This is a genomic window from Microcoleus sp. A003_D6 (assembly GCF_036702825.1).
In the GTDB taxonomy this organism is placed as follows: Bacteria; Cyanobacteriota; Cyanobacteriia; order Cyanobacteriales; family Microcoleaceae; genus Microcoleus.
Genome location: NZ_JAUBWA010000029.1, coordinates 37,828 through 59,785, shown reverse-complemented (window position 1 = coordinate 59,785; position 21,958 = coordinate 37,828). Strand labels below are relative to the sequence as shown.

Below are 21,958 nucleotides of genomic sequence, written 5' to 3'. Positions count from 1 at the left end.
TCGGCGTTGCTTAATCAGGGTATGAAAAAAATCAGTTGAAAATCCCCAAGCTTTGTCGATACTGGTTTCTATGACTGACCTATTTAGCCTTTCATACCGTAAATCAGCAACGCCAAAAAATGGTTCGTGGAAATTTTCGCTAAACCCACATAGTTATTGGATCATCTTTTTTGTGGAGGTTTCTAAAGTGCTGAAAATACTTGGATTAATGGCAACTAATTTACGCCATCCCAGCTTGAAAACTCATAAATACCACACATTATCAGGTTCTAATGAAGAGGAAGTATTTGAAGCCTGCGTCGAAAAAAAAAACCAGCAGCGTTTCGAGTTTTCTGGTATTATGGCCCGGGGAAAGGAGCAATCACAGTTATTGCAATTACACCTCACCCTTAAGTCGCGATCGCCCTTAAAATCACAACAGACAAAAAACATCTAATTTGCGATCGTCAAACATTCACTTTTGGCGAATAAAATTCCAGCATTCCCGCGCGATTTCCCAATCTTCCTGCGTGTGAATTACCAAAACTCTCACGGCTGAATCAGCCGCCGCAATATCTTCATCGACCGGCGACTGTTGATTTTTCTCCGCATCCAATTTTAAACCCATAAATCCAAAAGCTTCGCAAGCCGCCGATCGCACAACAGCGGAATTTTCCCCAACTCCCGCCGTAAAAATCAAAGCATCCAACCCTCCCAAACTCGCCAGCATCGCCCCAATTCCGGCGCGCAAACGGTGGATGTAAATATCCCATGCAAGTTGAGCTCTCTCATTACCTTGGGCGATCGCCTCTCCTATCTGTCGCATATCGCTAGATACCCCAGAAATGCCTTTTAAACCAGAATTACGATTGAGAATATTATCCAGTTTCTCTGAAGTTAAATCGGATTCTTTTAACAGATGAATGATAATTCCCGGATCGATCGAACCCGATCGGCTTCCCATCATCAATCCTTCCAAAGGCGTAAATCCCATCGTCGTATCAATACTGAAACCACCGCGAATCGCCGCCAGAGAACATCCGTTGCCTAAATGACAGCTAATCAGCCGCAAATCGGCAAAATCGCGGTTCAGAATTTCAGCCGCCCTGCGAGCGCAATATTGATGGCTAATCCCGTGAAAACCGTAGCGGCGAATCCCATTTTCCAGCCATTCGTAGGGGCCGGGATAAACAAAGGCTGCGGGCGGCAATTGTGCGTGAAAAGCTGTATCAAATACTGCTATTTGCGGCACATTTGGCAGGATTTTTTCTAGGGCTTCGATGCCTTCTAAGTTAACCGGATTGTGGACGGGAGCAAAGAGAGATAAACGGGCGATCGCCTTTTTAACATCCGGAGAAATCAACGTACTTTCTTGATAGTCTGATCCGCCGTGTACGACGCGATGACCGACAATATCAATCTCCTTTAAATCATTAATAATTTTAGTTTTTCCCTGCCAAAGAGTCTCCAGCATTCGAGAAATAGCATCTGTGCGAGATTCCGATGCAAACTCCTCCTCAAATTGAGTACCTTTTGCTGTCGTGACTTTCAACTCTGCTGCACCCTGTTGGTGAGTCCAATCAATTTTAGCTTCCCAGAGGGGTTGCAAAGGTCGATCGGGCGGCACATCATTTAACTCGTAAACACAGCTTTTTTGACTGCTAGAACCCGCATTTAATACTAATATTTTCATGGGATTGGTAATTGGTAATTGGTAATTGGTAGGGTGTGTATCTTTTTATTATTAAAAATCGCACCGAACCGCGCCGGACACGGCATTGCCGTGACCCTACAAACATCAATGGTAGGGACACGGAATTGCCGTGTCCTGATTGCCGTGTCCTGATTGCCGTGTCCTTGCCATTTAACAATGCCGTATCCTTGGAGCGCACCTAAAAATTAAGAAAAATGTCGAAATGTTAACTGTTAATGCAATGTGTAGCTAACAGTTGCATTTTTTTGATATATCTTCTGTTCAGATTTTCATTTAGTAAATTTTAAGGAGCAGATCGATGTTTACACCAATTTTACTTGCCGTTGCCCCCAGAACCGTTGAATGGAGTCCCGCGATCGGTTTAATTATGATTATTTGCAATATTGCAGCCATTGCTTTCGGCAAATCAACCATCAAAAATCCTCACACAGGCCCAGCCGCGCCCTTACCGGTGGGCGGTTTGAGCTTGGGTGCACTTGTGGGAAGTCTCTGCTTCGGTCATATTCTGGGAACGGGTACGATTTTAGGATTGTCTTACTTGGGCGCGATTTAGTTGCAGACTGTAGGGTGCGCGCAGCGCACCTTACCCGTGATTTCAAGTACCGGGTAAATTGCGGAGGGTTTCATCCATGTACGATCGATCGCCCAAAACTTCCAGCAGCGGCCCTCGCACATCAAATTTGACAATACTGACAGAAGCTGCTAAAGCGCCAATGCGATAGCGATAACGCCCCAAATCAATCCCCAAGAGACTGCAAAGAATAATCCGAATAGTTGCTTTGTGCGAAACAACCAGCACATTTCCACTCTTGTACTTTTCCTCAATTTCTGCAATAACTAACAAAGCTCTATTAGCAATTTGCACAGAAGTTTCGCCGCCATTCGGTGCATTCCAAGCAGGTTCAGTCAGCCAGTTAATATAATCTTCTTCGTATTCTTTTTTGACTGATTCTACTGTTTTGCCCTCCCACTCACCGTACTTAATTTCCCTCAGTCCGTCGTGAAGCTGCATTTCAATACCTACAGCATCGCACAAAGGTTTTGCAGTAGCGATTGTGCGTTTCATCGGACTGACATAAACAGCATTCCAAGGCAATTTCGCATAAGTTGCGGCAAACTGTTCTGCCATTTGAGAACCTTCGGCTGTTAACTCTGGGTCGAGGTCGCCGCAGAAACCGCCTGTTTTGCTGTAAACTGTTTCACCGTGGCGCAGAAAGTAGATTTTTAAGCTCATAAATTCCTAGTTAGTATGCGTAGGGTGCGTCGCCATTATCGATCTTTGAATTCTATCAACAATCTGATGGTGACGCACCTTTGACAGTAGGTGAAGAAACAAACCCAATAATTATTTGTAGCACAAATTTTTATAAATGGTATTAATTGCATGTGAAGGCGGGTTAACAAAAGAGTTTAAAAAACTCCTTCAAATCATCGAGTGCAGGATTATCCCAATCCCAAATATTTTTTTTGTGTTCCATAACATAATCAAACCGTGACATACTGCATTTTTTTTCAGCTTGTTTCCGATCCTGATTTGAGCAAGTATCATATCTCAAATATATACTAACCCAAAATTTATCAAAATGTTTCTGATTGATTTTCTTTCCCTGGCTTTCTATGCAGGTTTTCCAGCTATCCAAACAATCAGCATAGGGAGATTCTCTAGCCTTGATACCCTTTAAAAGGGTTTCCAGTTCGCCTCTACCTCCCAAATTCGTAAAGTAACAAGCCAATTTGGCATTTGTTCCATTATCTCCACAAATATCGATAAATTGTTTAGTGCTTGACAAAGTTTCAGCTTCAAACACTTGTTGTATACATTTATTTGCGAATTCTAGCCGCTCTGGCTCTAAATAGTTATCGATATCAATAATAATTCCTATTTTTTTTACCCCTTTTTTTGGAATCTCTGCTTTTAAATTTTTTAAAGCAGAGATTAACTTTGTTTCGTCCAAGCCGTCCAAACTTTTATAATCATTTATATAAATAGGTGATGCTACCTGGAGATCGCAGTTTAGTTTCTCAACCATTGCCTGCATGAAAATTCTATCATTTTTACTTTCTACTATGACAATATTACTCACCTCTCACTCCTTCTTGATGCTCTAGTGCGTAATTCAAAGTTTCCAAATCGCGCCGAATTCCGATTATTTGATCTGTTTTCCATTTCTTTGCCATTTCAAAATATGCGCTGCTGCATTCCTGATTTGGTTCTAAACCAACATCAGCAAATGCTTGAAGCATCTCTAAACTGTGCGTTGTAGCAAAAATCTGCGTATCCAGTTCAACCGCCAACCGAAATAAAATTCTCCAAAACTCCCGCTGACTTGTATGGTGTATGCCATTTTCTATCTCATCGACTAGCAATATTTTATGTTTATTAATGACTAATTTAAGCATAATATGTGCAACCCTATTCATTGCATCTCCAAACAATGATAAAGGCAAACGCTTCTCACCTTTTCTTCTCAAGTAAAGTGTGGGTTCCCCAATCGAAAAACTCTCTACAGATTCGATCGCAGGATCTAGAATTTGAAAAGCTCTCAAAACTTCGCTATCTTTGTCATCCAAACGCGCTTTATCGTATGCTTCTGTGAGTTCTCTTCCCGAAATCCTGATAAACGAGGGAATTATTGGTATTTCGTCAGCAGTAGAACTGCTATCAGTAATTATTGACTCGCTATAACCATCCCTTAAACCTGTGGAAGTAGCCCTTAAAGAGGGTTCTCTCACGCGTCCTGAAAATTTTGGTGCTTCTACGTTTTTGATTGAGTTAATAGTTATCAAAGATGTAGATGACTTGATTTCTATTCGAGAGGTAATATTGTTATCGTCTTTTCCCAAAATTACTAGAAATTTATCTTTTTTCCGGAAATAAAACAAGTTATCCCATGCTCTATCAGGCATAGCTTTTATGGCTTCTAATGGCTCTTTTCTAAGCTGTCTTAGCATGACTAGACTGCTAGGATAGGGAACAACATTGAGAAAAAGTGCTTCTAGCAAAGTTGTCTTGCCAGCATTATTTTTACCGCCGATTAAATTGACTCTTTCAAACCCAGAAATTTTGATTTGCTCAAAACACCTAAAATTTTGAATTTCTATTTCTTTAAGCATTACCGATCCTGTTGAATCAATCTAACTCATCTGCGTTAATCTGTGTTAATCTGCCTGTATCTGCGGTTAAAAAAAGAGAATTTGTTAACCGCAGATGACAATAGATTAACGCGGATTCACGCAGATGTCGAGAAGCGATCGCACCTATCCAGGCGCACCGGATCGCACGCCCTGTTCTCCTACCTCGGGATCTTTCGTTTCCTTCGGCGTTTCCGACTGAACCGCACCCGCGTGCGGCCACTTCCAATCGCGGATTTCCGGCATATCATCGCCGTGTTCGGTAATGTATTGCCTGTGTTCGATCAGCTTGTCACGGATAGCTTGTTTGCCGTAAGCTGCTACAGAACTCAGTTTCGGAACACGGTCAATTACATCTCCAACTAAGTGGAAGCGATCGAGATCGTTAATCACCACCATATCAAACGGCGTCGTAGTCGTGCCCTCTTCCTTGTAACCGCGAACGTGAATGTTTGAGTGATTAGTCCGGCGGTAAGTCAAGCGGTGAATCAGCCAAGGATAGCCGTGAAAAGCAAAAATCACCGGCTTATCTGTCGTGAACAAAGCATCAAAATCCTTGTCAGACAAACCGTGAGGATGTTCTGTCGAAGGCTGAAGCGTCATCAAATCAACCACATTCACCACCCGCACTTTTAAATCGGGATAATCTCGGCGCAGAATGTCAACAGCAGCCAAAGTTTCCAGCGTCGGAACATCACCCGCGCAAGCCATCACCACATCGGGTTCGCCGCCTTTATCATTGCTAGCCCACTCCCAAATGCCGAGGCCGGCCGTACAGTGTTTAATCGCAGCATCCATATCCAAATACTGCAATGCCGGCTGCTTCCCAGCAATAATCACGTTGACATAGTGGCGGCTGCGGAGACAGTGGTCAGTTACTGACAGCAAAGTGTTCGCATCCGGCGGCAAATAAATCCGCACCACTTCCGCTTTCTTGTTAATTACGTGGTCGATAAAACCCGGATCTTGGTGCGAAAAACCGTTGTGGTCTTGCCGCCAAACGTGAGAAGTTAGTAAATAGTTGAGAGATGCGATCGGTCTCCGCCAAGGAATATCGCGAGTAGTTTTCAACCATTTAGCGTGTTGGTTGAACATCGAATCAATGATGTGGATAAACGCCTCGTAGCAAGAGAAAAATCCGTGCCTTCCTGTTAGCAAATAGCCTTCCAGCCATCCCTGACACAGATGTTCGCTGAGGACTTCCATCACGCGGCCTTCGGGAGACAGGTGTTCGTCGTCCTCCGGCAAAATACTACCAGTCCACGTCCGGCCAGTCACGTCAAACACCGGATCGAGGCGGTTTGAGGCCGTCTCGTCGGGCCCGACAATGCGGAAATTGGCGTTCTCCTGATTAAGTTTCATCACGTCTCGCAGGAAGCGCCCAGTCACGCGGGTTGCTTCTGCCATTACAGTGCCCGGTTTTTGCACGTCTACGGCGTAGTCTGCAAATTTTGGCATTTTCAAGTCTCGCAGCAGCAAACCACCGTTAGCGTGGGGATTTGCCCCCATGCGCCGATCGCCCTTGGGTGCAAGTTCCGCCAATTCTGCAATCAGTTTACCCTTGTCGTCAAACAGTTCTTCCGGCTTGTAGCTTTTCATCCAATCTTCCAGGAGTTGGACGTGTCCGGGCTTAGAAGCCATTTCAGCTAATGGGACTTGGTGCGATCGCCAAGAACCCTCAGTTTGCTTACCGTCAACTTCCTTCGGCCCCGTCCAGCCTTTGGGAGTCTTCATCACAATCATCGGCCACTGAGGACGGCCCGAATAGCCCTCCTTCCGGGCTTTTTCCTGAATCGCCTTAATTTCGCCAATGACTGTATCGAGAGTTGCAGCCATCAACTGGTGCATGGTTTCCGGGTCTGAACCTTCCACCCAATAAGGTTTGTAGCCGTAACCGACCATCAAGCTTTCCAATTCCTCGCGCGGAATGCGGGCCAACAGAGTTGGATTGGCAATTTTGTAGCCGTTCAAGTGCAAAATCGGCAACACGGCCCCGTCCCGAACCGGGTTGAGAAACTTGTTAGAGTGCCAGCTAGCAGCCAGCGGGCCGGTTTCCGCTTCCCCGTCGCCGACAACGGCCGCCACAATCAAATCGGGATTGTCGAAGGCCGCACCGTAAGCGTGAACCAGGGCGTAACCGAGTTCGCCCCCTTCGTGAATCGAACCGGGGGTTTCCGGGGCGACGTGGCTGGGGATACCGCCGGGAAAGGAGAACTGTTTGAACAGCCGTTTGATACCGTCTTCATCTTCGGAAATGTTCGAGTAATATTCGGTATAAGTCCCTTCTAAGTAAGTGTTGGCGACCAAGCCCGGCCCGCCGTGTCCCGGGCCTGCGATGTAGATAGCGTTGATGTCTTGGGCTTTGATGATCCGGTTGAGGTGAACGTAGATGAAGTTGAGACCTGGAGTGGTGCCCCAATGTCCGAGGAGTCTGGGTTTGACGTGTTCGAGTTTGAGTGGTTCTTTGAGTAGCGGATTGTCGAGGAGATAGATTTGTCCGACGGATAGGTAGTTTGCCGATCGCCAGTAAGCGTTGATTTTGCTGAGTTCTGAGTCGGAAAGCGGCTTTAATTGCGGGATCTCGGTGGTTCCTAGCATCATCAGCGATTGACTCCTGAGTTTTGGTTGTTTTGTAAAGTGCGATCGATATTAATTTGTTATCTGTGACATTTTGTACTTAAACTCCATGTCTTCCACACCAACTATTGAATTCTAGCTCGTTTATGTCTCCATCAAAGTTTAAATCAATGTTAATTTATGGCTAAATATCGCAGGACTTTGATGCAATAAAGGCCGCTACTTGCGGGGATCAAGGAATTCAGCAATACATAATAGGATTTAGACAAGATTTTTGTAGGCTGTGCACGGCGCACTGAGCCTTAGTAATATATTGCGCGTGATAGGATGTGTTGTGCAAGTTCCCAAAAAGATACTTCTCAATGTAGAGAACATAAGGATTTATAGGTGAATTTTATTTTACTTTGTGCCTGCCGAGGGCTGATACAAATTATCACAAAAAATATTACTCTACGCAATATCCAAAGCTTTATGTGTTCAGTCATTCTCAATTCTTTAATCTAAAATCTAAAATGGTATGAGTCGTTTTGGGTTAAAGTTTTTTAGGTTCGTTTAAGGTGTAGGTAAAAGGGTGAGCAATTTTTATAAGGAGAGAGATTTAGTCTGAAGTGAAAAAGATATAGCCATGCTATTTCATTTGTGAAAGGGCTTTTTTTTATGAACCGCAGAGGCGCAGAGGGCGCAGAGGAAGAGAGGAGAGAGAACGGAATTGTGTATAATAATAGCAAATACATATTATCTAATTATTAACGCAAAATTTAGCCAACACCTGGCAAGGAATTAGCAAAACTCCCGGTGTCTGTGGCGGTGATACTTGTATGAGGAATACTCGCATTCCGGTTTGGGTACTGGAAAGTTTTGGTCGTTTGGGTATGAACGAGTCTCGACTCCCGGCGATCGCACTATAATAGCAAATACATACATATAGCCTTTCTCATTAACATGAGGTGCTCTCACGGGCATAGGGCATGGGTATAGGAAGGAGCCCGCATAAGCTGTTGTGCATTTAATTTGTATGTTGAGGGCGGGCAGGATGCCCACCCCACAAGAGGAAAAATTTATTTGACTATGCAATTTAAATGCGGATTAGCTTACCTTACAACGTTTGAGAACCGCTATATTTCATAAATACCAAAATTTATATGAATATCAAAGAATTAGAAGCGCAACTTCTGGCCTTAACGCCAACCCAGAAAGCTCAAATCATCCAATTATTAACCCAAAACTTAGCCAACACCTGGCAAGGAATTAGCAAAACTCCCGGTGTCTGCGGCGGTGATGCTTGTATCAGAAACACTCGCATTCCTGTTTGGGTACTGGAAAGTTTTCGTCGCTTGGGCATGAACGAGTCTCGACTCTTAGATAACTATCCCACACTAACCGCTACTGATTTAGCAAATGCCTGGACTTATGTGGCAGCTTTTCCAGATGAAATTGAAATAGCTATCCGCGAAAATGACGAGGATTGAAATGATGGCGCGTCTTTATGGTGACGAACAATTTCCCAGAGAGGTTGTAGAATTGCTGCGCCAGATGGGGCACAATATTCTGACAGTGCAAGAAGCCGGAAAAGATAACCAAAAAATTCCTGACGAAGAAGTGTTAGCTTTTGCAGTCAGTGAAAATCGAGCAGTTTTAACTCTAAATCGCCGTCATTTTATTAGACTGCACAGCTTACAGTCTGACCATGCTGGAATTATTGTCTGTAAGGCCGATGATGACTTAGCAAGAATGGCGACTAACATTAATGAAGCTATTTCCTCACTTGCAACATTAACCGGTCAATTGATTCGCGTCTATCGTTCTGGGTCGCCATCTATATCTTAAGCGATCGCCACAAAGTAAACTCAAGCAATCTCCATCCGAAATTCACTGCATCGGTTTGATTGCTAGCTAGATGCCATCGCCGATATTTCCCGCTGCAAAAACTTAGGAGGCGACTAAAACAGGACAGTGTGAAATCCGGCAAATATTGGACACAGTTGGCTGGTGGGAAACGACTCGCAGTTCGTGAGAATACCGGGGACGCGGGTCATTTTCTAACCAGATGGGCGGTACCATCATCACTTCATAGTAAGCGATCGTATCGAAAACCCCAGGCTGGGACTTCAACTCCACTGTCAAGCCCGCTCGGTACTCAAATGCTTCTTCCCAGTCTAGGTCTCTATTGATACCCATAGCGATCGCGCCTCTCATCTTGTTTCTTTTCTCAATTCTAGACCGCTACATAAAACATTGGGTACTTTCTGTTGCTTATGATACAATTTTTAACTTGTATATTTGATCCCTGACTATTAAACAGAGAGGAACAATTGTCAATAAGTAAATAGGCTGATTTTCCCGACTGGTAACAAGTAAGCCGAAAAGCTAGGCTTGACAAGAGTTTGAGTTGATATGTCTCAAAAAAATAGGGGCGATCGAACCGCGCAGACGTTTATCACACATTCGTAAGAGAAGAGAATTTTAAGGACGGAAGTACAAACCTATTTTTGCCAGCTTGTCTAGTATTTTGTAAATTAATAAACTCGGTTTTTTTAATAAACCGGGTTTCTCGATGAGTGAAAACTAAACTAATTTCACTGGGTTTTCTTCTCAGTCGCAGTCGCCGTATTTTTAGCAAGCGAGATCCTGCTTCATTTCTTTTGGGCAGATGTCTAATACTCAAAGTAAAATATGGCAGAATATAAATATTAGTTTCATAGCCTTGCACCTATGACCGCCCAAATCACCCTAAATCTGCCAGATGAAGTCTACCACCAAGCAGTATTGCTAGCGCAGCAACGCCACCGCACCGTGAGTGAGATTCTAGTAGAAACTCTGGAAAATTTTCTCTTACCAACCGCTAAACCAGTATCAGCACTTTCTGATTCAGAAGCGATCGATCAGACTCAACTCCGGCTGCAACCAGTCCAAGAACAACGATTGAATGAATTGCTAGACCGCCAACAATCCGGTACAATTATTCCAGTAGAACGCGAGGAATTGCAGGGATTAATCCACATCTATGAAACTCGACTCTTGCGACAAGCTCAAGCCTTAAATGAAGCTGTGCGGCGCGGCTTGCTGGAACCATTAAAAGGATAACCACAATGGCAATTTCCGAACAAGTTCGAGCCAGAGTTCGCGCACAAGTTCAAAGTTAAGTGAATCCTAACCTGCTTTTGCCAAAGAACAAACTGTTAAGATTTCATCAGGGCCCAGAACTTCTACTGTAGAGATGGGGACGGCTATGACTGCAAGAGACTCACCAACAGCATTAAATACTTCCAACAATAGTCCGGACAGTTTTCAATCACCAACGGTAGAATCAGGGTTCCAGCTTCCTCAGCAGGTGAAATCTTAACGGTAGAATGCGGGTTTCAGTCGCTGCCCAAAAAACTGTCCGGAGTATTGTTCCAAACGTTTTGCAAGAAACCTAACTAATAGAGATATCGCCCTACAATATCAAATACATACATAATTCATAAATCAAATAAGCTCTATGACAATCCCAGAATTAGAAGCGCAACTCCTAGCCTTAACGCCAGCAGAGAAAGCAGAGGCAATTCGCATCTTAACCCAGAGTCTCAAAAACAGCGGACGCTCTATTACAAAAACTCCCGGCGTGATGGGCGGCGATGCTTGTATTGACAATACTCGCATTCCCGTTTGGTTGCTCGCAAGCTATCGCAATGACGGCGCTACCGATGCTTTTATCCTAGATTGCTATCCCCATCTCAGTGCCGCTGATTTAGTAAATGTTTGGGCTTATGCTGAAGCTTACCCTGACGAAATTGAGGAAGCAATCAGACTGCAAGACGAGGCAGATGAAATTTTAGATACCTGAAAATATCCAATAAACCTATGGCGCGTATCTATGCAGACGAACACTTTCCCCGGCAAGTTGTGCAGAACCTACGCTCTTTGGGGCATGATGTCTTGACTGTTCAACAAGCAGGAAACGCTGGACTACCTGATGAGGATGTATTAGCATTTGCGATCGTTGAAAATCGGGCTGTTTTGACTGTCAATCGGCGCGATTTCTTTCAACTCCACAAGCTGCAACCTGACCACTGCGGTATTATTGCCTGCACGCGAGATGACGATATTGCTAGACTGACTGCTAATATTAATGATGCGATATCTACTGCTGAGACATTGACGGGAAAAGTGATTCGAGTCTATCGTTCTGGGCCGCCGTCTATCTCTTAGCCGATCGCCACAGGCTAGTTGATATCGGCAGTTTGTGCGATCGCGCATATCGCCTTTTTGGCGGCCCAGGAGATTTTAGACTAACGAGAGGTCAGGGATAGGGGGTTTGTGCATCAGAATAGCGATAAGGAAGTTTCGATGTTACGGTTGCATCCAAATCACCGCGCTTGTTTTGGGGAGTCGCCCGATTTTTGAGGCGGCGGGTAAAAATGTGGTTGAACTCCGTGAAATGGTAAGGTGTTCCACAGAAGATGCGATCGACCTAGCGCCTAAAATAAGCAGCAGCTACTAACCTCGATCGCTCGCGGATAACCTTGTTTTTGTAAGTATGAAGTTCAAGACTGTAAAAGAAGTTATATCCTGGAAAAACTTTATACTAGATGGTGAAATATATGATTTATCACATCTTAATGCTGACTTGGTTGAATATCTCGACAAAAGAGACGAAAAAAATATAATCACGTACAACTTTATAGTAACTTATGGTTTACATTGTTTTACTAAAGATTCTGACGATATTTCTAGCGAAGAATCACAGTTATTAATGTACAATGGGCCGAGAGAGTCCAGAACATTTAATTTTGAGAGATACCAACTCTCAAAGCAATTACCGAGTATTGTCAAGTCATTGGGCGAGAAGGAAACGTTAGTTTGTCACGCTGGGTATGGAAAATTTGCCATCGTTAAAGTTTTGGATTCAAATGGTATAGAGGTTGAGTATTTCGTTGCTTTTGCCGCATTTAGAGAAAGTAAAAGGCTGAGATTACACATACACAGTGCTTATCCTATATACGAAGGCATAGGTAAAGTAAAGAAAGTGGGCTTTTTCGTCATAGCAAAAAATTTATTGCAGAATAAGGAATTACCGAAGCCCTAAAATAACAAAGGCTCCTTAAGGAGCCTTCGCCAAAATATAAATTTTGGTATTCAGAACGTCTTTACCGGAATTCCTCGACCCTCGTGGGTAACGGGATGTCATGATTAGATCATGTCTGCTGCATCCATACGTCTAATATAATTTATCGTTTGGATCTGTGTCAAGTTTTACTCAAGCAAAGTATTAAAATTTTCCAGTGTAGGCGATTTGCGGTATAGCACGCTTTCTAGTTCTGGATTGCCACAGTTTTGTCGTGAAAGTCGATCGCACATATCGCCTTTGTTGCGGCTGAGGAGATTTTAGACCAGCGCGCGGTCAGGCATAGGGTGGGTTTGTGCGATATCTTACATAAAAAAAATGATTCTGTCAAGGAGCAAGATTAATCTGATAGAATTTTTCTTAGAATTAAAATCTGTCTGAAGTCCATGACAAACTCCATGACGATAAAGCTTGCCTGGTACAGATTTTGTAGGATCATATTCTTCATAAATATCGCTCACAGCATCAGGTAGTGATTCTAGAAGAAATGTTGCTTCTGGCAAGGCGTAATCTTGTGACTTCCAGGAATCTTTTAGAGCACAAGTAGCTTTTCTTATATCCTCTTTGCGCATTGAAGTAAAGTCAATATTCTGAGCCATAATCTGTAGTGCATCTCTCAATAATCCCTCTACTTGGGGAATTAAAGCTGAAACACTGAGATAAAATTTTCTGCCTATATGTGCTTCTATCGCCTCTTCAATAAGTGGGAGCCTTTTAGATATTTCTGGGCATTTTTTCCAAACACTTAAAGTTTTATTTACACGTTCATTGTCCATGAGTCTATCAACGAATAAGTCATCGATATTTGAAAAATCGCCTTCCACAAATGAATTAATAATAGTTATGTCACTCCTTACATCGGCTGTTGATGTCGGGAACATCCATTCTGGTGTAACATCAAAGTTAGCTATACTAGCTATATTAAGGAACTCAGATTCTTTAAATATCTCTACACTGATTTTGTTCAACTCAACGACGAAAGATTTAAATTCCCCTTCATTTTCTAAACAAACTCTAACCTCTCCCCATAAAAAATCTTCTCTTGGATGATCGACACCTTCAGTCTTTAGCTCATTTATTTGATTTACTTCGCCCTTGATTGAGTTACATAAACCATCCAAACGTTCTTTATTCTTATATGTGTCAAGCTTTTCATAACCATGGTCTCGAATTAATTTCTTATAGAACTTAATTCTACACAACAAATATTTAAGTGTAGCTAGCCTTAATTCTGATCCAACCATATTTTCCTCCATAATGCGGACTCAACACCTGAGATAACCTCTAATGATTCGAGTCTATCGTTCCGGGCCACCGTCTATATCTTAATTGCATTCAATAGACCTTATGCCATTCTATACTCAAACCCAATTTTAAGGACTGAAGTCCTGACTACAAACCTAAATTTATCCAGTATTGTAACAACAAAGAAACCCGATCGCACTTGGGGCGATTCCCCCCGTGCACACCGGGTTTCTGGATGAGTGAAAACTAGATCTTCAATATTTTCTCAAGGCGAACGTCTTGCATATGATTAAAATCAACTGTTCTTATCAATATTATGAATTTTGGCGAGGATCGCCAGAGGGAGGATGCCACCCTGCCCTAATCCATAAACGACGAGCTCTGATAATCGCTCCTTCATTATGATATAGATCGTTAAGGTCTAATCGATCGCAGGTTCCCCTACCTGTTGGAGTAATACCCATTATTTCTAAACCATCCGCAGATTAGTTAAAATGCTCAGACCATTGCTGTTGACGGGGGTTAAACAAAGTTACTTCTTGTTCTGTTTCTGGGTCAGTACCAGTGACAAAATTATAGCGATTATTATTACAGCGATGACAAGCTAAAGCTAAGTTTTCAAGTTCATCGCTACCACCAATCGATCGAGGTAAAATATGATCTATCGTAAATAGAGTAGAGCTACTTTCTTCCGCTGAATGGCAATATTCACAAAGAAAATTAGCTCTATTTCTTACTAAATTTCTAGTAGCGCGGTTTACGGACATGAGGCTGCTATAACTTTAGCGTTAATTAAGGTAAAAATCCGATCTAGTTCTAGTAAGCTTGCTAATTCTACAACCTCTTCTGAAGTTAAAAGATTAGCCTTTTTTCTCTCGGCTAATTCTTCTAATCTGGCTTGCAGGTTTTCCGTAAATTTGAATAAGTAAAGATTTCTGACTTTCTGAATCGAAATTTCCCGATCGATCCAGTAGGAAGGTTGTACCATAAGTTCAGCTATCATGGTGATTCAATTACTCCAATTACTACATGGATAGTTTTGATTATATCATGAGAACGAAAGGATTACTTGAGAAATAACCGACCTAGTTATGCACGGCCCGATCGCAGAAACCGGGTTTTTTACCGAATCTGTCTGCTAAAACAAATTATTGCAAAAAACCCGATTTCTGACCGTACAGTGCGTAAACTCAACTAATTTTACTTAGTTGTTTTCTTGGCTGTTGTCGCAGTCGCAGCCTTCTTAGTAGTGGTTTTCTTCGCCGCAGTTGTCGTCTTCTTAGCAGTGGTTTTCTTCGCCGCAGTCTTCTCAGTTGCAGTCTCCGACTTCGCCGCAGTCTTAGTAGACTTCTTCGACTTGCTACTAGATTTACCGCCCCCCGCTGCCTCCTTCGCTGCTAACAAATCCAGTGCTTTTTGCAAGGTGAAATTCTCCACAGATTCATCCTTAGCCAAAGAAGCATTGATATCGCCGTGTTTCACGTAGGGGCCGTAGCGGCCGTCGTAAACATTGATCAATTCTCCCGATTCTGGATGTGCGCCCAATTCCTTCAACGGTGTGGCTGTTTTGCTGCTGCCGCGGGCGGCTTTCGGTTGCGATAATAACTCTAAAGCCCGATCGAGCTCGATCGTCAAAACATCATCCGGCGGTTTGATCGATCGATAATCCTTACCAACCTTACCTTGGTCGTGAACAACATAAGGCCCGTACATCCCCAAATTAGCTTGCACCTTAGCCCCCGTCTCCGGGTGAGAGCCCAACAACCGGGGTAAAGTCAACAAACTCACCGCCATATCCAGCGTCACGCTATCCTTATCAGTCCCCTTCGGTAAAGAAGCCCGCTTCGGTTTCTTGTTCGTTTCCGAAACATCCCCCAACTGAACGTAAGGGCCGTAACTGCCAATCAGCACATAAATCGGTTCCCCAGTGTCCGGGTGGAGTCCCAATTTTTCCGGGCCTTCCGTCTTTTGCTTTAACAGAAACTCCACTTTTTCCGGATCTAAATCTGCCGGAGTCAAATCCTGGGGAATCGACGCTTTCACCGGGCCTTCTTCGTTTTCAGATTCGAGGTAAGCGCCGTATTTACCGATGCAAACTTTGGCCGTGATATTCTCCAATACCACTGTTCGCGCCACTTTCGCGTCGATTTGATTTTCCTGTTCCTTAACTTGGGTTGCGAGTCCGGTTTCCCCTGTATAAAACTTTTGCAAATACGGCAGCCATTTAGCCTCGCCAGTGGCAATTTCATCGAGGGTTTGTTCCATGCGGGAAGTAAAACCCGTGTCTACTAAATCGGGGAAATGTGTTTCCAATAAAGTCGTGACGGCGAAAGCGGTGAATGTCGGAATTAGGGCGTTAGCTATTAATTTCGCGTATCCCCGATCGACAATTGTACCGATAATACTCGCATAGGTACTCGGACGGCCCACGCCTTCGCTTTCCAGCATTTTTACCAGAGAAGCTTCCGTGTAGCGGGCGGGAGGTTGAGTTTCGTGGCCAACTGCCTCTAAATCTTTACAATTAGGTTTATCCCCCACCTTCAGCGCCGGCAAAATCACCTCTTGGTCTTCCAACGCCGCATTTGGATCGTCGGAACCTTCCACGTAGGCCCGCAAAAAGCCCGGAAAATCAATGCGTTTGCCGCTGGAACGGAAACCGGCATCTTCTACCTGAGTTAATACCGTGACGTGAGTTTGGCGCGAATCCGCCATTTGAGAAGCCACAGTCCGCTTCCAAATCAAATCGTAGAGGCGGAAATCAATCCCATCCAATCCCGTTTGCTGCGGAGTCCGAAAAGTGCTGCCGGCGGGGCGGATAGCTTCGTGGGCTTCCTGGGCGCCTTTGCTTTTCGTGGTGTATTTGCGGGGTTGGGGGCTGAGGTATTCGCTGCCGTAAAGTTCTTGCACGCAACTGCGCGCCGCTGCGATCGCCTGTTCGGACAAATGCACCGAATCCGTCCGCATATAGGTGATAAAACCGCGTTCGTAGAGACTTTGGGCGATGCGCATAGTTTCCCGCGCACCCAGCCTCAGCTTGCGGTTAGCTTCCTGCTGCAAAGTCGAGGTCGTAAACGGCGGCGAAGGTTTGCGGGTGACTGGCCGTTCTTCGAGATTGCTGACAGTCCAAGGTTTGTTTTGAATGCGTTCCAGTAAAGCCCGCGCCTGTTGTTCGTTCAGCAAAAGTACGCGGCGGCCTGCGATAATTTGCCCGGTATTTTCATCAAAATCGCTGCCGTTTGCAACTTTCACATTGCCGACAGTCACGAGTTTGGCGTCAAAGGAAATCTTGCCCTTTTCCAAAAGGGCTTTTAAATCCCAGTAACTGCCTTGGCGGAAGGCGCGGCGTTCCCGTTCCCGGCGCACCAAAAGGCGCACGGCGACTGACTGCACTCTACCGGCGGACAAACCCCAGGCGATTTTTTTCCACAGTAGCGGAGAGAGGGTGTATCCGACGAGTCGATCGAGAATTCGGCGAGTTTCTTGGGCCTGTACAACTCGATTGTCGATATCGCGGCAGTGAGTTAAGGCGTCGCGGATAGCTTCGCGGGTGATTTCGTGAAACACCATCCGCTTGATGGGAACTTTGGGTTTGAGGATTTGCAGCAAATGCCAGGAAATGCTTTCGCCTTCGCGGTCTTCGTCAGTGGCTAGAATCAGTTCTGTTGCGTCTTTGAGGGCGTCTTTGAGTTCTTTGACAATTTTCTTTTTATCTTTCGGGATGACGTAGAGGGGTTCAAAGTCTGCCTCCACGTTGACGCCGAGTTGCGCCCATTTTTCTCCTTTAACGGCTTCTGGTATTTCTTCGGCGGAGGATGGGAGGTCGCGCACATGGCCCATCGATGCCTCTACACGGTAGGTGGAGGGCAGGAAGTTGCGGATGGTACGGGCTTTTGTGGGAGATTCGACGATGACTAAGGTTGACATGGCATCTTTTATATATGGATGGCGGCGCAGCTAGAGGGTCTAAGTTAGAGAGTTTAGGTCAGATGTCAAGGTTTCTTTCAACTTTGGGCGATTATTTTCAAACTACCTTAATTTTTAAGTTATTGCCGATCGGGTCTCCGGTGACAAGCTGATGGGATTTTACTGCTTTCGGGGCAGAGGCGGAGAATCGCGTCTCTACAAGATGCACGGGATGTCACCTGACTTTAGCAGAACTGGCGGTAACTGGATGTTGAGACTGCTGGATGCAGGCGGATGGTTCCTCAATCTGGTTGTAATTTGAGGTTTGGGGAGGGTTGGAGCGATCGATTGAGGGAGCAATTTAAAATTTGTCGATCGCCTCCATCCAATCTAAATCGCTGACTGCATCGCCTTAAGGAAAATAGTATCATCAATAATTCGTCCGCCGATCGCGACTGAAACCACAATAGAAATTGTGACGGTTGCGTGAGGAATGAATCGATCGACCAGTTGCTCTAAGCGATCGACAGAAGCGACATCAGAATAAGGTTGTGTTAGCCTACAAGCATCTTAAAAATACTTTTGAGTGCTAAGCTGTTACGCATTTAAAATAGTATTGTAGGGTGCGTCAGCCCTATCTTGTTTCCCTTGCTTAGTAAGTGTTCTAGCTGACGCACCCTACAGGCCTCGTTAGCGGTTTAAATGTCGAACAGCTTATGGTTCAAAAAGAGAACTCTCAGCAAAGTCTTAAAGCGGTTCGAGAACAGGTAAGCTGTTACGCATTTAAAATAGTATTGTAGGGTGCGTCAGCCCTATCTTGTTTCCCTTGCTTAGTAAGTGTTCTAGCTGACGCACCCTACAGGCCTCGTTAGTGGTTTAAATGTCGAACAGCTTATTCACCCCAGAAACTTTCTCACCCCAAGGTCACAGCGACCCAATTGACCTGTTAGACATTTCACTCAATTTTCCGTATAGCTCAAATGAGTGGGATACAATCTTTGAAACATTTATCAATCTGCTCGATCGTAAAGAAAGGCGGATTTGGGACAGGGCAATTAACAGGCTAATCCAGGCTCTAGAAATAGAACAGTCGCAACGATCTAATTGTGACGATTACCAACCAAGAGCGATCGACACCCGCATGAGGTCTATCTGTGAAGCGATCGCAGCCCAAACTCTAAATAAGCCTAACATCTTTGAGATTTTTTGTTCTGGCTTCCGGTTCTTGGCAAAAGAACCACCTTACAACCGCTTATTTCTCGAATGGTTAGACCAATTGGCTGCTTCAGAAGAGCGAGAAATTCCTACAAAAAAGGCGATATTAGCAGCACAACTTTTCTTGGGTGCTTATGATTCGACTTGGCAAGAAGTAGGGGAAAATTTGTTAGAAATGCTAGATGATGCCGACCTGCTAATTAGGGCTTGTGCTGCTTATCAGATTGGTATTTTTTATGGTAAGAGTGTCAAAAGACATGAATATTGGGAATGGTATATTGATAAAAATTATGAGCGCAACCAACAAGCGATTGTTGGAATACCACCACTTGACGTGATGATGCAGCTAATTTACAAAAAGGAACTCGATCGTCCGGGGGTAGCAGGTGCGTTCTGGGGCGTTATCCCGAAAAAAGGTTATGATGCCAAAGAATGGCTGTTGGATATTTTAGAGAATTCGCCTGAACCAGAACCTTATATCTGCTACTTCCCTTGCAACTTAGCGTTTGATGCTCACGAACGGTTTAGTCGGGATGCTGGTGCGGTTCGCCGCCTGATTGATATGGGGCGTGTAGGGCTTGCTCTTGCTGCTGCGACAGATGAATCCTGCAAAGTTGCAGCCCTTGAACCGCTGTTAATTGAATTGGGTAACTATGATGACTCTGAAATGATTAGAATTGCATCCTGGCATCTTGCATACTATTACCACTACCTGCATCCACTGGGGTCGGAAGAGGGATATGTGGAGTTGATTAGTGAGTTGTCAAATATCGACTTGTTCCTGCTGTTTCGTCAGGAAAAGGAACTTGAGTCTCCCTATGCAGCCGTGATTTATGGAAAAGGAATTAATCAGCAATTGAGTCTAGAGATTGCTCAGGAATGGGTCGATCGCATTTTTCCAGAGGCAGTTAGAGGCGATCCGACAGAACCTTTGTTAGCAAGAAATATCCACTGGTATCAGCGAGGGTATATTGGCTACCATGTATATGAAGAAAATACGGACTCTACTCAGATCGATAATGTAATTATTGGGTATCGTTCTCAATTTCCGTGGAATCCTAAACAATTCTTGTAGCGACAGCGGCACAACACGGCGTTGCAGCGGATAGAATTAGTCAGTCCTGCTGCCAATAATCTGTTACCCGAACTTCAAGCAGTAATTGATACAAATCAGGTAAAGTTACGGATAGGAACCGAGTATTTTGTGGAGCTTGGTTTTGATGGATAAGTCCAGGGGCAACTGGTAGATTTCCGACCTGGATTGCCCCTGATTATCAGTTGGTAATTTAGGAATTACCGATAAATACCTTCAAACCTTAGTTTTTCATCAGTATTAAAGGCTACAAAGCAGTATTTTCGGAAAAAAACCCGGTTTCAGCGTAATCGCGAAGCTGTAATCCGCTACAATCTGTGTTTGGTAAAGAATTTTTACTAATTCGCTGCCCTTTACAGCCTTTGCGGCTTGTATTACCCAACTTGTCTGAAAATATGGATTTTGCTACTCTTGCCGCCCAGCTAAATGCTGGAACTATCTTGCCAGAGGGAATTGTCATCGTCACCCTCTTGGTGGTTCTCGTCGGCGATTTAATCGTGGGCCGCAGTTCCTCTAATTGGACTCCCTACGTTGCCGTTGCGGGTTTGCTGGCCGCCGTCGCTGCTTTGTGTTTGCAGTGGAATAACACGGATACCATCTCGTTTCTAGGCGGTTTTAACAGCGATGCCTTGAGTTTAGTGTTTCGCGGAATTATCGCTTTGACTGCGGCTGTCACTATTTTGATATCCGTCCGTTATGTACTGCAAACTGGTACTGCTTTAGCGGAATTTATCGGCATTTTGCTCACCGCTACTTTGGGGGGAATGTTCCTTTCCGGTGCTGATGAATTGGTGATGATTTTTATTTCGTTGGAAACTCTCAGTATCTCGTCTTATTTGCTGACGGGTTACACAAAACGCGATCCGCGTTCCAATGAAGCTGCTTTGAAATATCTGTTAATTGGCGCGTCTTCTTCGGCGGTGTTTCTCTACGGGCTTTCGCTGCTGTACGGTTTGTCTGGCGGCGAAACTACCTTAAGTGCGATCGCAGCTAACCTTTCTACTGTTAATAACGGTCAATCTCTCGGTTTAGTAATTGCGTTGGTATTTGCGATCGCCGGCATAGCCTTCAAAATCTCAGCAGTTCCCTTCCACCAATGGACACCGGACGTTTACGAAGGTTCGCCGACACCCGTTGTTGCCTTCCTTTCAGTCGGTTCCAAAGCAGCCGGTTTTGCCCTAGCAATCCGTTTATTAACAACTGCTTTCCCCGCACTTATCGAACAGTGGCACTTCGTCTTCACAGCCTTAGCCATTCTCAGCATGGTGTTGGGCAATGTGGTTGCCCTCGCCCAGACTAGCATGAAGCGGCTTTTAGCTTATTCGTCGATCGCCCAAGCTGGTTTTGTCATGATTGGTTTGGTTGCAGGAACCGAAGCAGGTTATTCCAGCATGATATTTTATCTGTTGATTTACCTGTTTATGAACTTAGGCGCATTCGCCTGCATCATCCTGTTCTCGCTGCGGACAGGAACCGACCAAATTAGCGAATACTCCGGCTTGTATCAAAAAGACCCATTGCTAACTTTAGCCTTAAGTATTTGCCTGCTTTCTCTCGGCGGAATTCCGCCCCTGGCTGGATTTTTCGGCAAAATCTATCTGTTCTGGGCCGGCTGGCAAGCTGGACTTTACGGCTTAGTTATTCTGGGATTAATTACCAGCGTAATTTCGATTTACTACTACATCCGCGTCGTCAAGATGATGGTAGTAAAAGAACCTCAAGAGATGTCGGATGCGGTGAAGAATTATCCCGAAGTTCGCTGGAACCTTCAGGGAATGCGACCTTTGCAAGTCAGCGTCGTACTAACTTTAGTCGCGACAACATTGGCTGGAATTTTGTCTAATCCTTTGTTTAACTTGGCAAACGATTCTGTTACCAAAACTCCCATGTTGCAATCGGCAATTAGTCAGGTTGTACCGACTTATGCTGTGAAAGTTGAATCAAATCTCTTGTCTCGCAACGATTGATTTTAGTGGGATTTGAAATATTGGAA

21 protein-coding genes are annotated in these 21,958 nt (G+C 44.4%); 11 read left to right on the top strand and 10 right to left on the bottom strand.

The features are described from left to right. The first annotated feature begins 70 nt into the window (after positions 1–70). On the top strand, positions 71–436 hold the full coding sequence (locus QUB70_RS10865) for a hypothetical protein (protein ID WP_332980229.1): 366 nt from the start codon (positions 71–73) through the stop codon (positions 434–436). 18 nt (positions 437–454) lie between these two features. Here the strand turns inward: QUB70_RS10865 and QUB70_RS10860 are convergent, their stop codons facing one another. Next, positions 455–1,672: an acetate kinase gene (locus tag QUB70_RS10860; protein ID WP_332980228.1), complete on the bottom strand. Its 1,218-nt coding sequence runs from the start codon at positions 1,670–1,672 to the stop codon at positions 455–457. 319 nt (positions 1,673–1,991) lie between these two features. Between QUB70_RS10860 and psaK the strand changes: the two genes are divergently transcribed. Next, positions 1,992–2,246 (top strand): photosystem I reaction center subunit PsaK, encoded by a 255-nt coding sequence (gene psaK, locus QUB70_RS10855; protein WP_332980227.1) that lies wholly within the window; start codon positions 1,992–1,994, stop codon positions 2,244–2,246. Positions 2,247–2,288: 42 nt separating this feature from the next. Here psaK and QUB70_RS10850 read toward each other — a convergent pair whose 3' ends face one another. The 4 genes from QUB70_RS10850 to QUB70_RS10835 form a co-directional block, all read right to left on the bottom strand. After that, entirely contained in the window at positions 2,289–2,927 is a 639-nt protein-coding gene (locus QUB70_RS10850) for a histidine phosphatase family protein (protein WP_332980226.1), read from the bottom strand. 163 nt (positions 2,928–3,090) lie between these two features. Beyond that, complete coding sequence (locus tag QUB70_RS10845; protein ID WP_332980224.1) at positions 3,091–3,777, bottom strand: DUF3226 domain-containing protein; 687 nt, start codon at positions 3,775–3,777, stop codon at positions 3,091–3,093. Beyond that, the gene (locus tag QUB70_RS10840) at positions 3,770–4,807 is read right to left on the bottom strand and encodes an AAA family ATPase (protein ID WP_332980223.1); all 1,038 of its coding nucleotides are present in this window, start codon (positions 4,805–4,807) and stop codon (positions 3,770–3,772) included. Before QUB70_RS10840 ends, QUB70_RS10845 begins: the two co-directional genes overlap by 8 nt. Before the next feature lie 144 nt (positions 4,808–4,951). Next, positions 4,952–7,426 carry a phosphoketolase family protein gene (locus QUB70_RS10835; protein WP_332980221.1) on the bottom strand — a complete coding sequence of 825 codons (2,475 nt, stop codon included), beginning with the start codon at positions 7,424–7,426 and terminating at the stop codon, positions 4,952–4,954. A 755-nt stretch (positions 7,427–8,181) separates the two neighbouring features. Here QUB70_RS10835 and QUB70_RS10830 point away from each other — a divergent pair. From QUB70_RS10830 to QUB70_RS10820, 3 genes are all read left to right on the top strand, one after another. Next, positions 8,182–8,310 carry a DUF433 domain-containing protein gene (locus QUB70_RS10830; protein ID WP_332980235.1) on the top strand — a complete coding sequence of 43 codons (129 nt, stop codon included), beginning with the start codon at positions 8,182–8,184 and terminating at the stop codon, positions 8,308–8,310. Between the two features lie 234 nt (positions 8,311–8,544). Beyond that, positions 8,545–8,871 carry a DUF433 domain-containing protein gene (locus QUB70_RS10825; protein ID WP_332980220.1) on the top strand — a complete coding sequence of 109 codons (327 nt, stop codon included), beginning with the start codon at positions 8,545–8,547 and terminating at the stop codon, positions 8,869–8,871. Then, a complete protein-coding gene (locus QUB70_RS10820) occupies positions 8,858–9,229 on the top strand; it encodes a DUF5615 family PIN-like protein (RefSeq protein ID WP_442927766.1) in 372 nt (123 codons plus the stop codon). The genes QUB70_RS10825 and QUB70_RS10820 overlap by 14 nt, the downstream gene beginning before the upstream one ends. Before the next feature lie 102 nt (positions 9,230–9,331). On the opposite strand, the gene QUB70_RS10815 is transcribed toward QUB70_RS10820, so the two are convergent. Beyond that, complete coding sequence (locus QUB70_RS10815; RefSeq protein WP_332980218.1) at positions 9,332–9,580, bottom strand: hypothetical protein; 249 nt, start codon at positions 9,578–9,580, stop codon at positions 9,332–9,334. Between the two features lie 534 nt (positions 9,581–10,114). Between QUB70_RS10815 and QUB70_RS10810 the strand changes: the two genes are divergently transcribed. The 4 genes from QUB70_RS10810 to QUB70_RS10795 all read left to right on the top strand — a co-directional run bounded on the left by QUB70_RS10810 (position 10,115) and on the right by QUB70_RS10795 (position 12,470). Then, positions 10,115–10,486: a hypothetical protein gene (locus QUB70_RS10810; RefSeq protein WP_332980216.1), complete on the top strand. Its 372-nt coding sequence runs from the start codon at positions 10,115–10,117 to the stop codon at positions 10,484–10,486. A gap of 397 nt (positions 10,487–10,883) precedes the next feature. Further along, positions 10,884–11,228 (top strand): DUF433 domain-containing protein, encoded by a 345-nt coding sequence (locus QUB70_RS10805; RefSeq protein WP_332980215.1) that lies wholly within the window; start codon positions 10,884–10,886, stop codon positions 11,226–11,228. A gap of 17 nt (positions 11,229–11,245) precedes the next feature. Then, the gene (locus QUB70_RS10800) at positions 11,246–11,593 is read left to right on the top strand and encodes a DUF5615 family PIN-like protein (RefSeq protein WP_332980213.1); all 348 of its coding nucleotides are present in this window, start codon (positions 11,246–11,248) and stop codon (positions 11,591–11,593) included. Between the two features lie 328 nt (positions 11,594–11,921). Further along, positions 11,922–12,470, top strand: a complete 549-nt coding sequence (locus QUB70_RS10795; protein ID WP_332980212.1) for a hypothetical protein — start codon at positions 11,922–11,924, stop codon at positions 12,468–12,470. A gap of 344 nt (positions 12,471–12,814) precedes the next feature. On the opposite strand, the gene QUB70_RS10790 is transcribed toward QUB70_RS10795, so the two are convergent. The 4 genes from QUB70_RS10790 to topA all read right to left on the bottom strand — a co-directional run bounded on the left by QUB70_RS10790 (position 12,815) and on the right by topA (position 17,678). Further along, positions 12,815–13,753 (bottom strand): hypothetical protein, encoded by a 939-nt coding sequence (locus QUB70_RS10790; protein ID WP_332980210.1) that lies wholly within the window; start codon positions 13,751–13,753, stop codon positions 12,815–12,817. 486 nt (positions 13,754–14,239) lie between these two features. Then, a complete protein-coding gene (locus QUB70_RS10785; protein ID WP_332980208.1) occupies positions 14,240–14,521 on the bottom strand; it encodes an HNH endonuclease in 282 nt (93 codons plus the stop codon). Next, on the bottom strand, positions 14,512–14,757 hold the full coding sequence (locus tag QUB70_RS10780) for a hypothetical protein (protein WP_006634753.1): 246 nt from the start codon (positions 14,755–14,757) through the stop codon (positions 14,512–14,514). Before QUB70_RS10780 ends, QUB70_RS10785 begins: the two co-directional genes overlap by 10 nt. A gap of 197 nt (positions 14,758–14,954) precedes the next feature. Then, the gene (gene topA, locus QUB70_RS10775) at positions 14,955–17,678 is read right to left on the bottom strand and encodes a type I DNA topoisomerase (protein WP_332980206.1); all 2,724 of its coding nucleotides are present in this window, start codon (positions 17,676–17,678) and stop codon (positions 14,955–14,957) included. A gap of 859 nt (positions 17,679–18,537) precedes the next feature. Here topA and QUB70_RS10770 point away from each other — a divergent pair. Both QUB70_RS10770 and QUB70_RS10765 read left to right on the top strand, forming a co-directional pair. Continuing rightward, a complete protein-coding gene (locus tag QUB70_RS10770) occupies positions 18,538–19,947 on the top strand; it encodes a hypothetical protein (protein WP_332980205.1) in 1,410 nt (469 codons plus the stop codon). 413 nt (positions 19,948–20,360) lie between these two features. Continuing rightward, positions 20,361–21,932, top strand: coding sequence for an NAD(P)H-quinone oxidoreductase subunit N (locus QUB70_RS10765; protein WP_332980204.1), 1,572 nt, complete (start codon positions 20,361–20,363; stop codon positions 21,930–21,932). The last annotated feature ends 26 nt before the right edge of the window (positions 21,933–21,958 follow it).

Coding starts and splice junctions, on each gene's coding strand:
- QUB70_RS10865 (WP_332980229.1), top strand. CDS start 71: ATGACTGACCTATTTAGCCTTTCATACCGTAAATCAGCAACGCCAAAA.
- QUB70_RS10860 (WP_332980228.1), bottom strand. CDS start 1,672: ATGAAAATATTAGTATTAAATGCGGGTTCTAGCAGTCAAAAAAGCTGT.
- psaK (WP_332980227.1), top strand. CDS start 1,992: ATGTTTACACCAATTTTACTTGCCGTTGCCCCCAGAACCGTTGAATGG.
- QUB70_RS10850 (WP_332980226.1), bottom strand. CDS start 2,927: ATGAGCTTAAAAATCTACTTTCTGCGCCACGGTGAAACAGTTTACAGC.
- QUB70_RS10840 (WP_332980223.1), bottom strand. CDS start 4,807: ATGCTTAAAGAAATAGAAATTCAAAATTTTAGGTGTTTTGAGCAAATC.
- QUB70_RS10835 (WP_332980221.1), bottom strand. CDS start 7,426: ATGATGCTAGGAACCACCGAGATCCCGCAATTAAAGCCGCTTTCCGAC.
- QUB70_RS10825 (WP_332980220.1), top strand. CDS start 8,545: ATGAATATCAAAGAATTAGAAGCGCAACTTCTGGCCTTAACGCCAACC.
- QUB70_RS10820 (WP_442927766.1), top strand. CDS start 8,858: ATGACGAGGATTGAAATGATGGCGCGTCTTTATGGTGACGAACAATTT.
- QUB70_RS10815 (WP_332980218.1), bottom strand. CDS start 9,580: ATGGGTATCAATAGAGACCTAGACTGGGAAGAAGCATTTGAGTACCGA.
- QUB70_RS10810 (WP_332980216.1), top strand. CDS start 10,115: ATGACCGCCCAAATCACCCTAAATCTGCCAGATGAAGTCTACCACCAA.
- QUB70_RS10805 (WP_332980215.1), top strand. CDS start 10,884: ATGACAATCCCAGAATTAGAAGCGCAACTCCTAGCCTTAACGCCAGCA.
- QUB70_RS10800 (WP_332980213.1), top strand. CDS start 11,246: ATGGCGCGTATCTATGCAGACGAACACTTTCCCCGGCAAGTTGTGCAG.
- QUB70_RS10795 (WP_332980212.1), top strand. CDS start 11,922: ATGAAGTTCAAGACTGTAAAAGAAGTTATATCCTGGAAAAACTTTATA.
- QUB70_RS10790 (WP_332980210.1), bottom strand. CDS start 13,753: ATGGTTGGATCAGAATTAAGGCTAGCTACACTTAAATATTTGTTGTGT.
- QUB70_RS10785 (WP_332980208.1), bottom strand. CDS start 14,521: ATGTCCGTAAACCGCGCTACTAGAAATTTAGTAAGAAATAGAGCTAAT.
- QUB70_RS10780 (WP_006634753.1), bottom strand. CDS start 14,757: ATGATAGCTGAACTTATGGTACAACCTTCCTACTGGATCGATCGGGAA.
- topA (WP_332980206.1), bottom strand. CDS start 17,678: ATGTCAACCTTAGTCATCGTCGAATCTCCCACAAAAGCCCGTACCATC.
- QUB70_RS10770 (WP_332980205.1), top strand. CDS start 18,538: ATGTCGAACAGCTTATTCACCCCAGAAACTTTCTCACCCCAAGGTCAC.
- QUB70_RS10765 (WP_332980204.1), top strand. CDS start 20,361: ATGGATTTTGCTACTCTTGCCGCCCAGCTAAATGCTGGAACTATCTTG.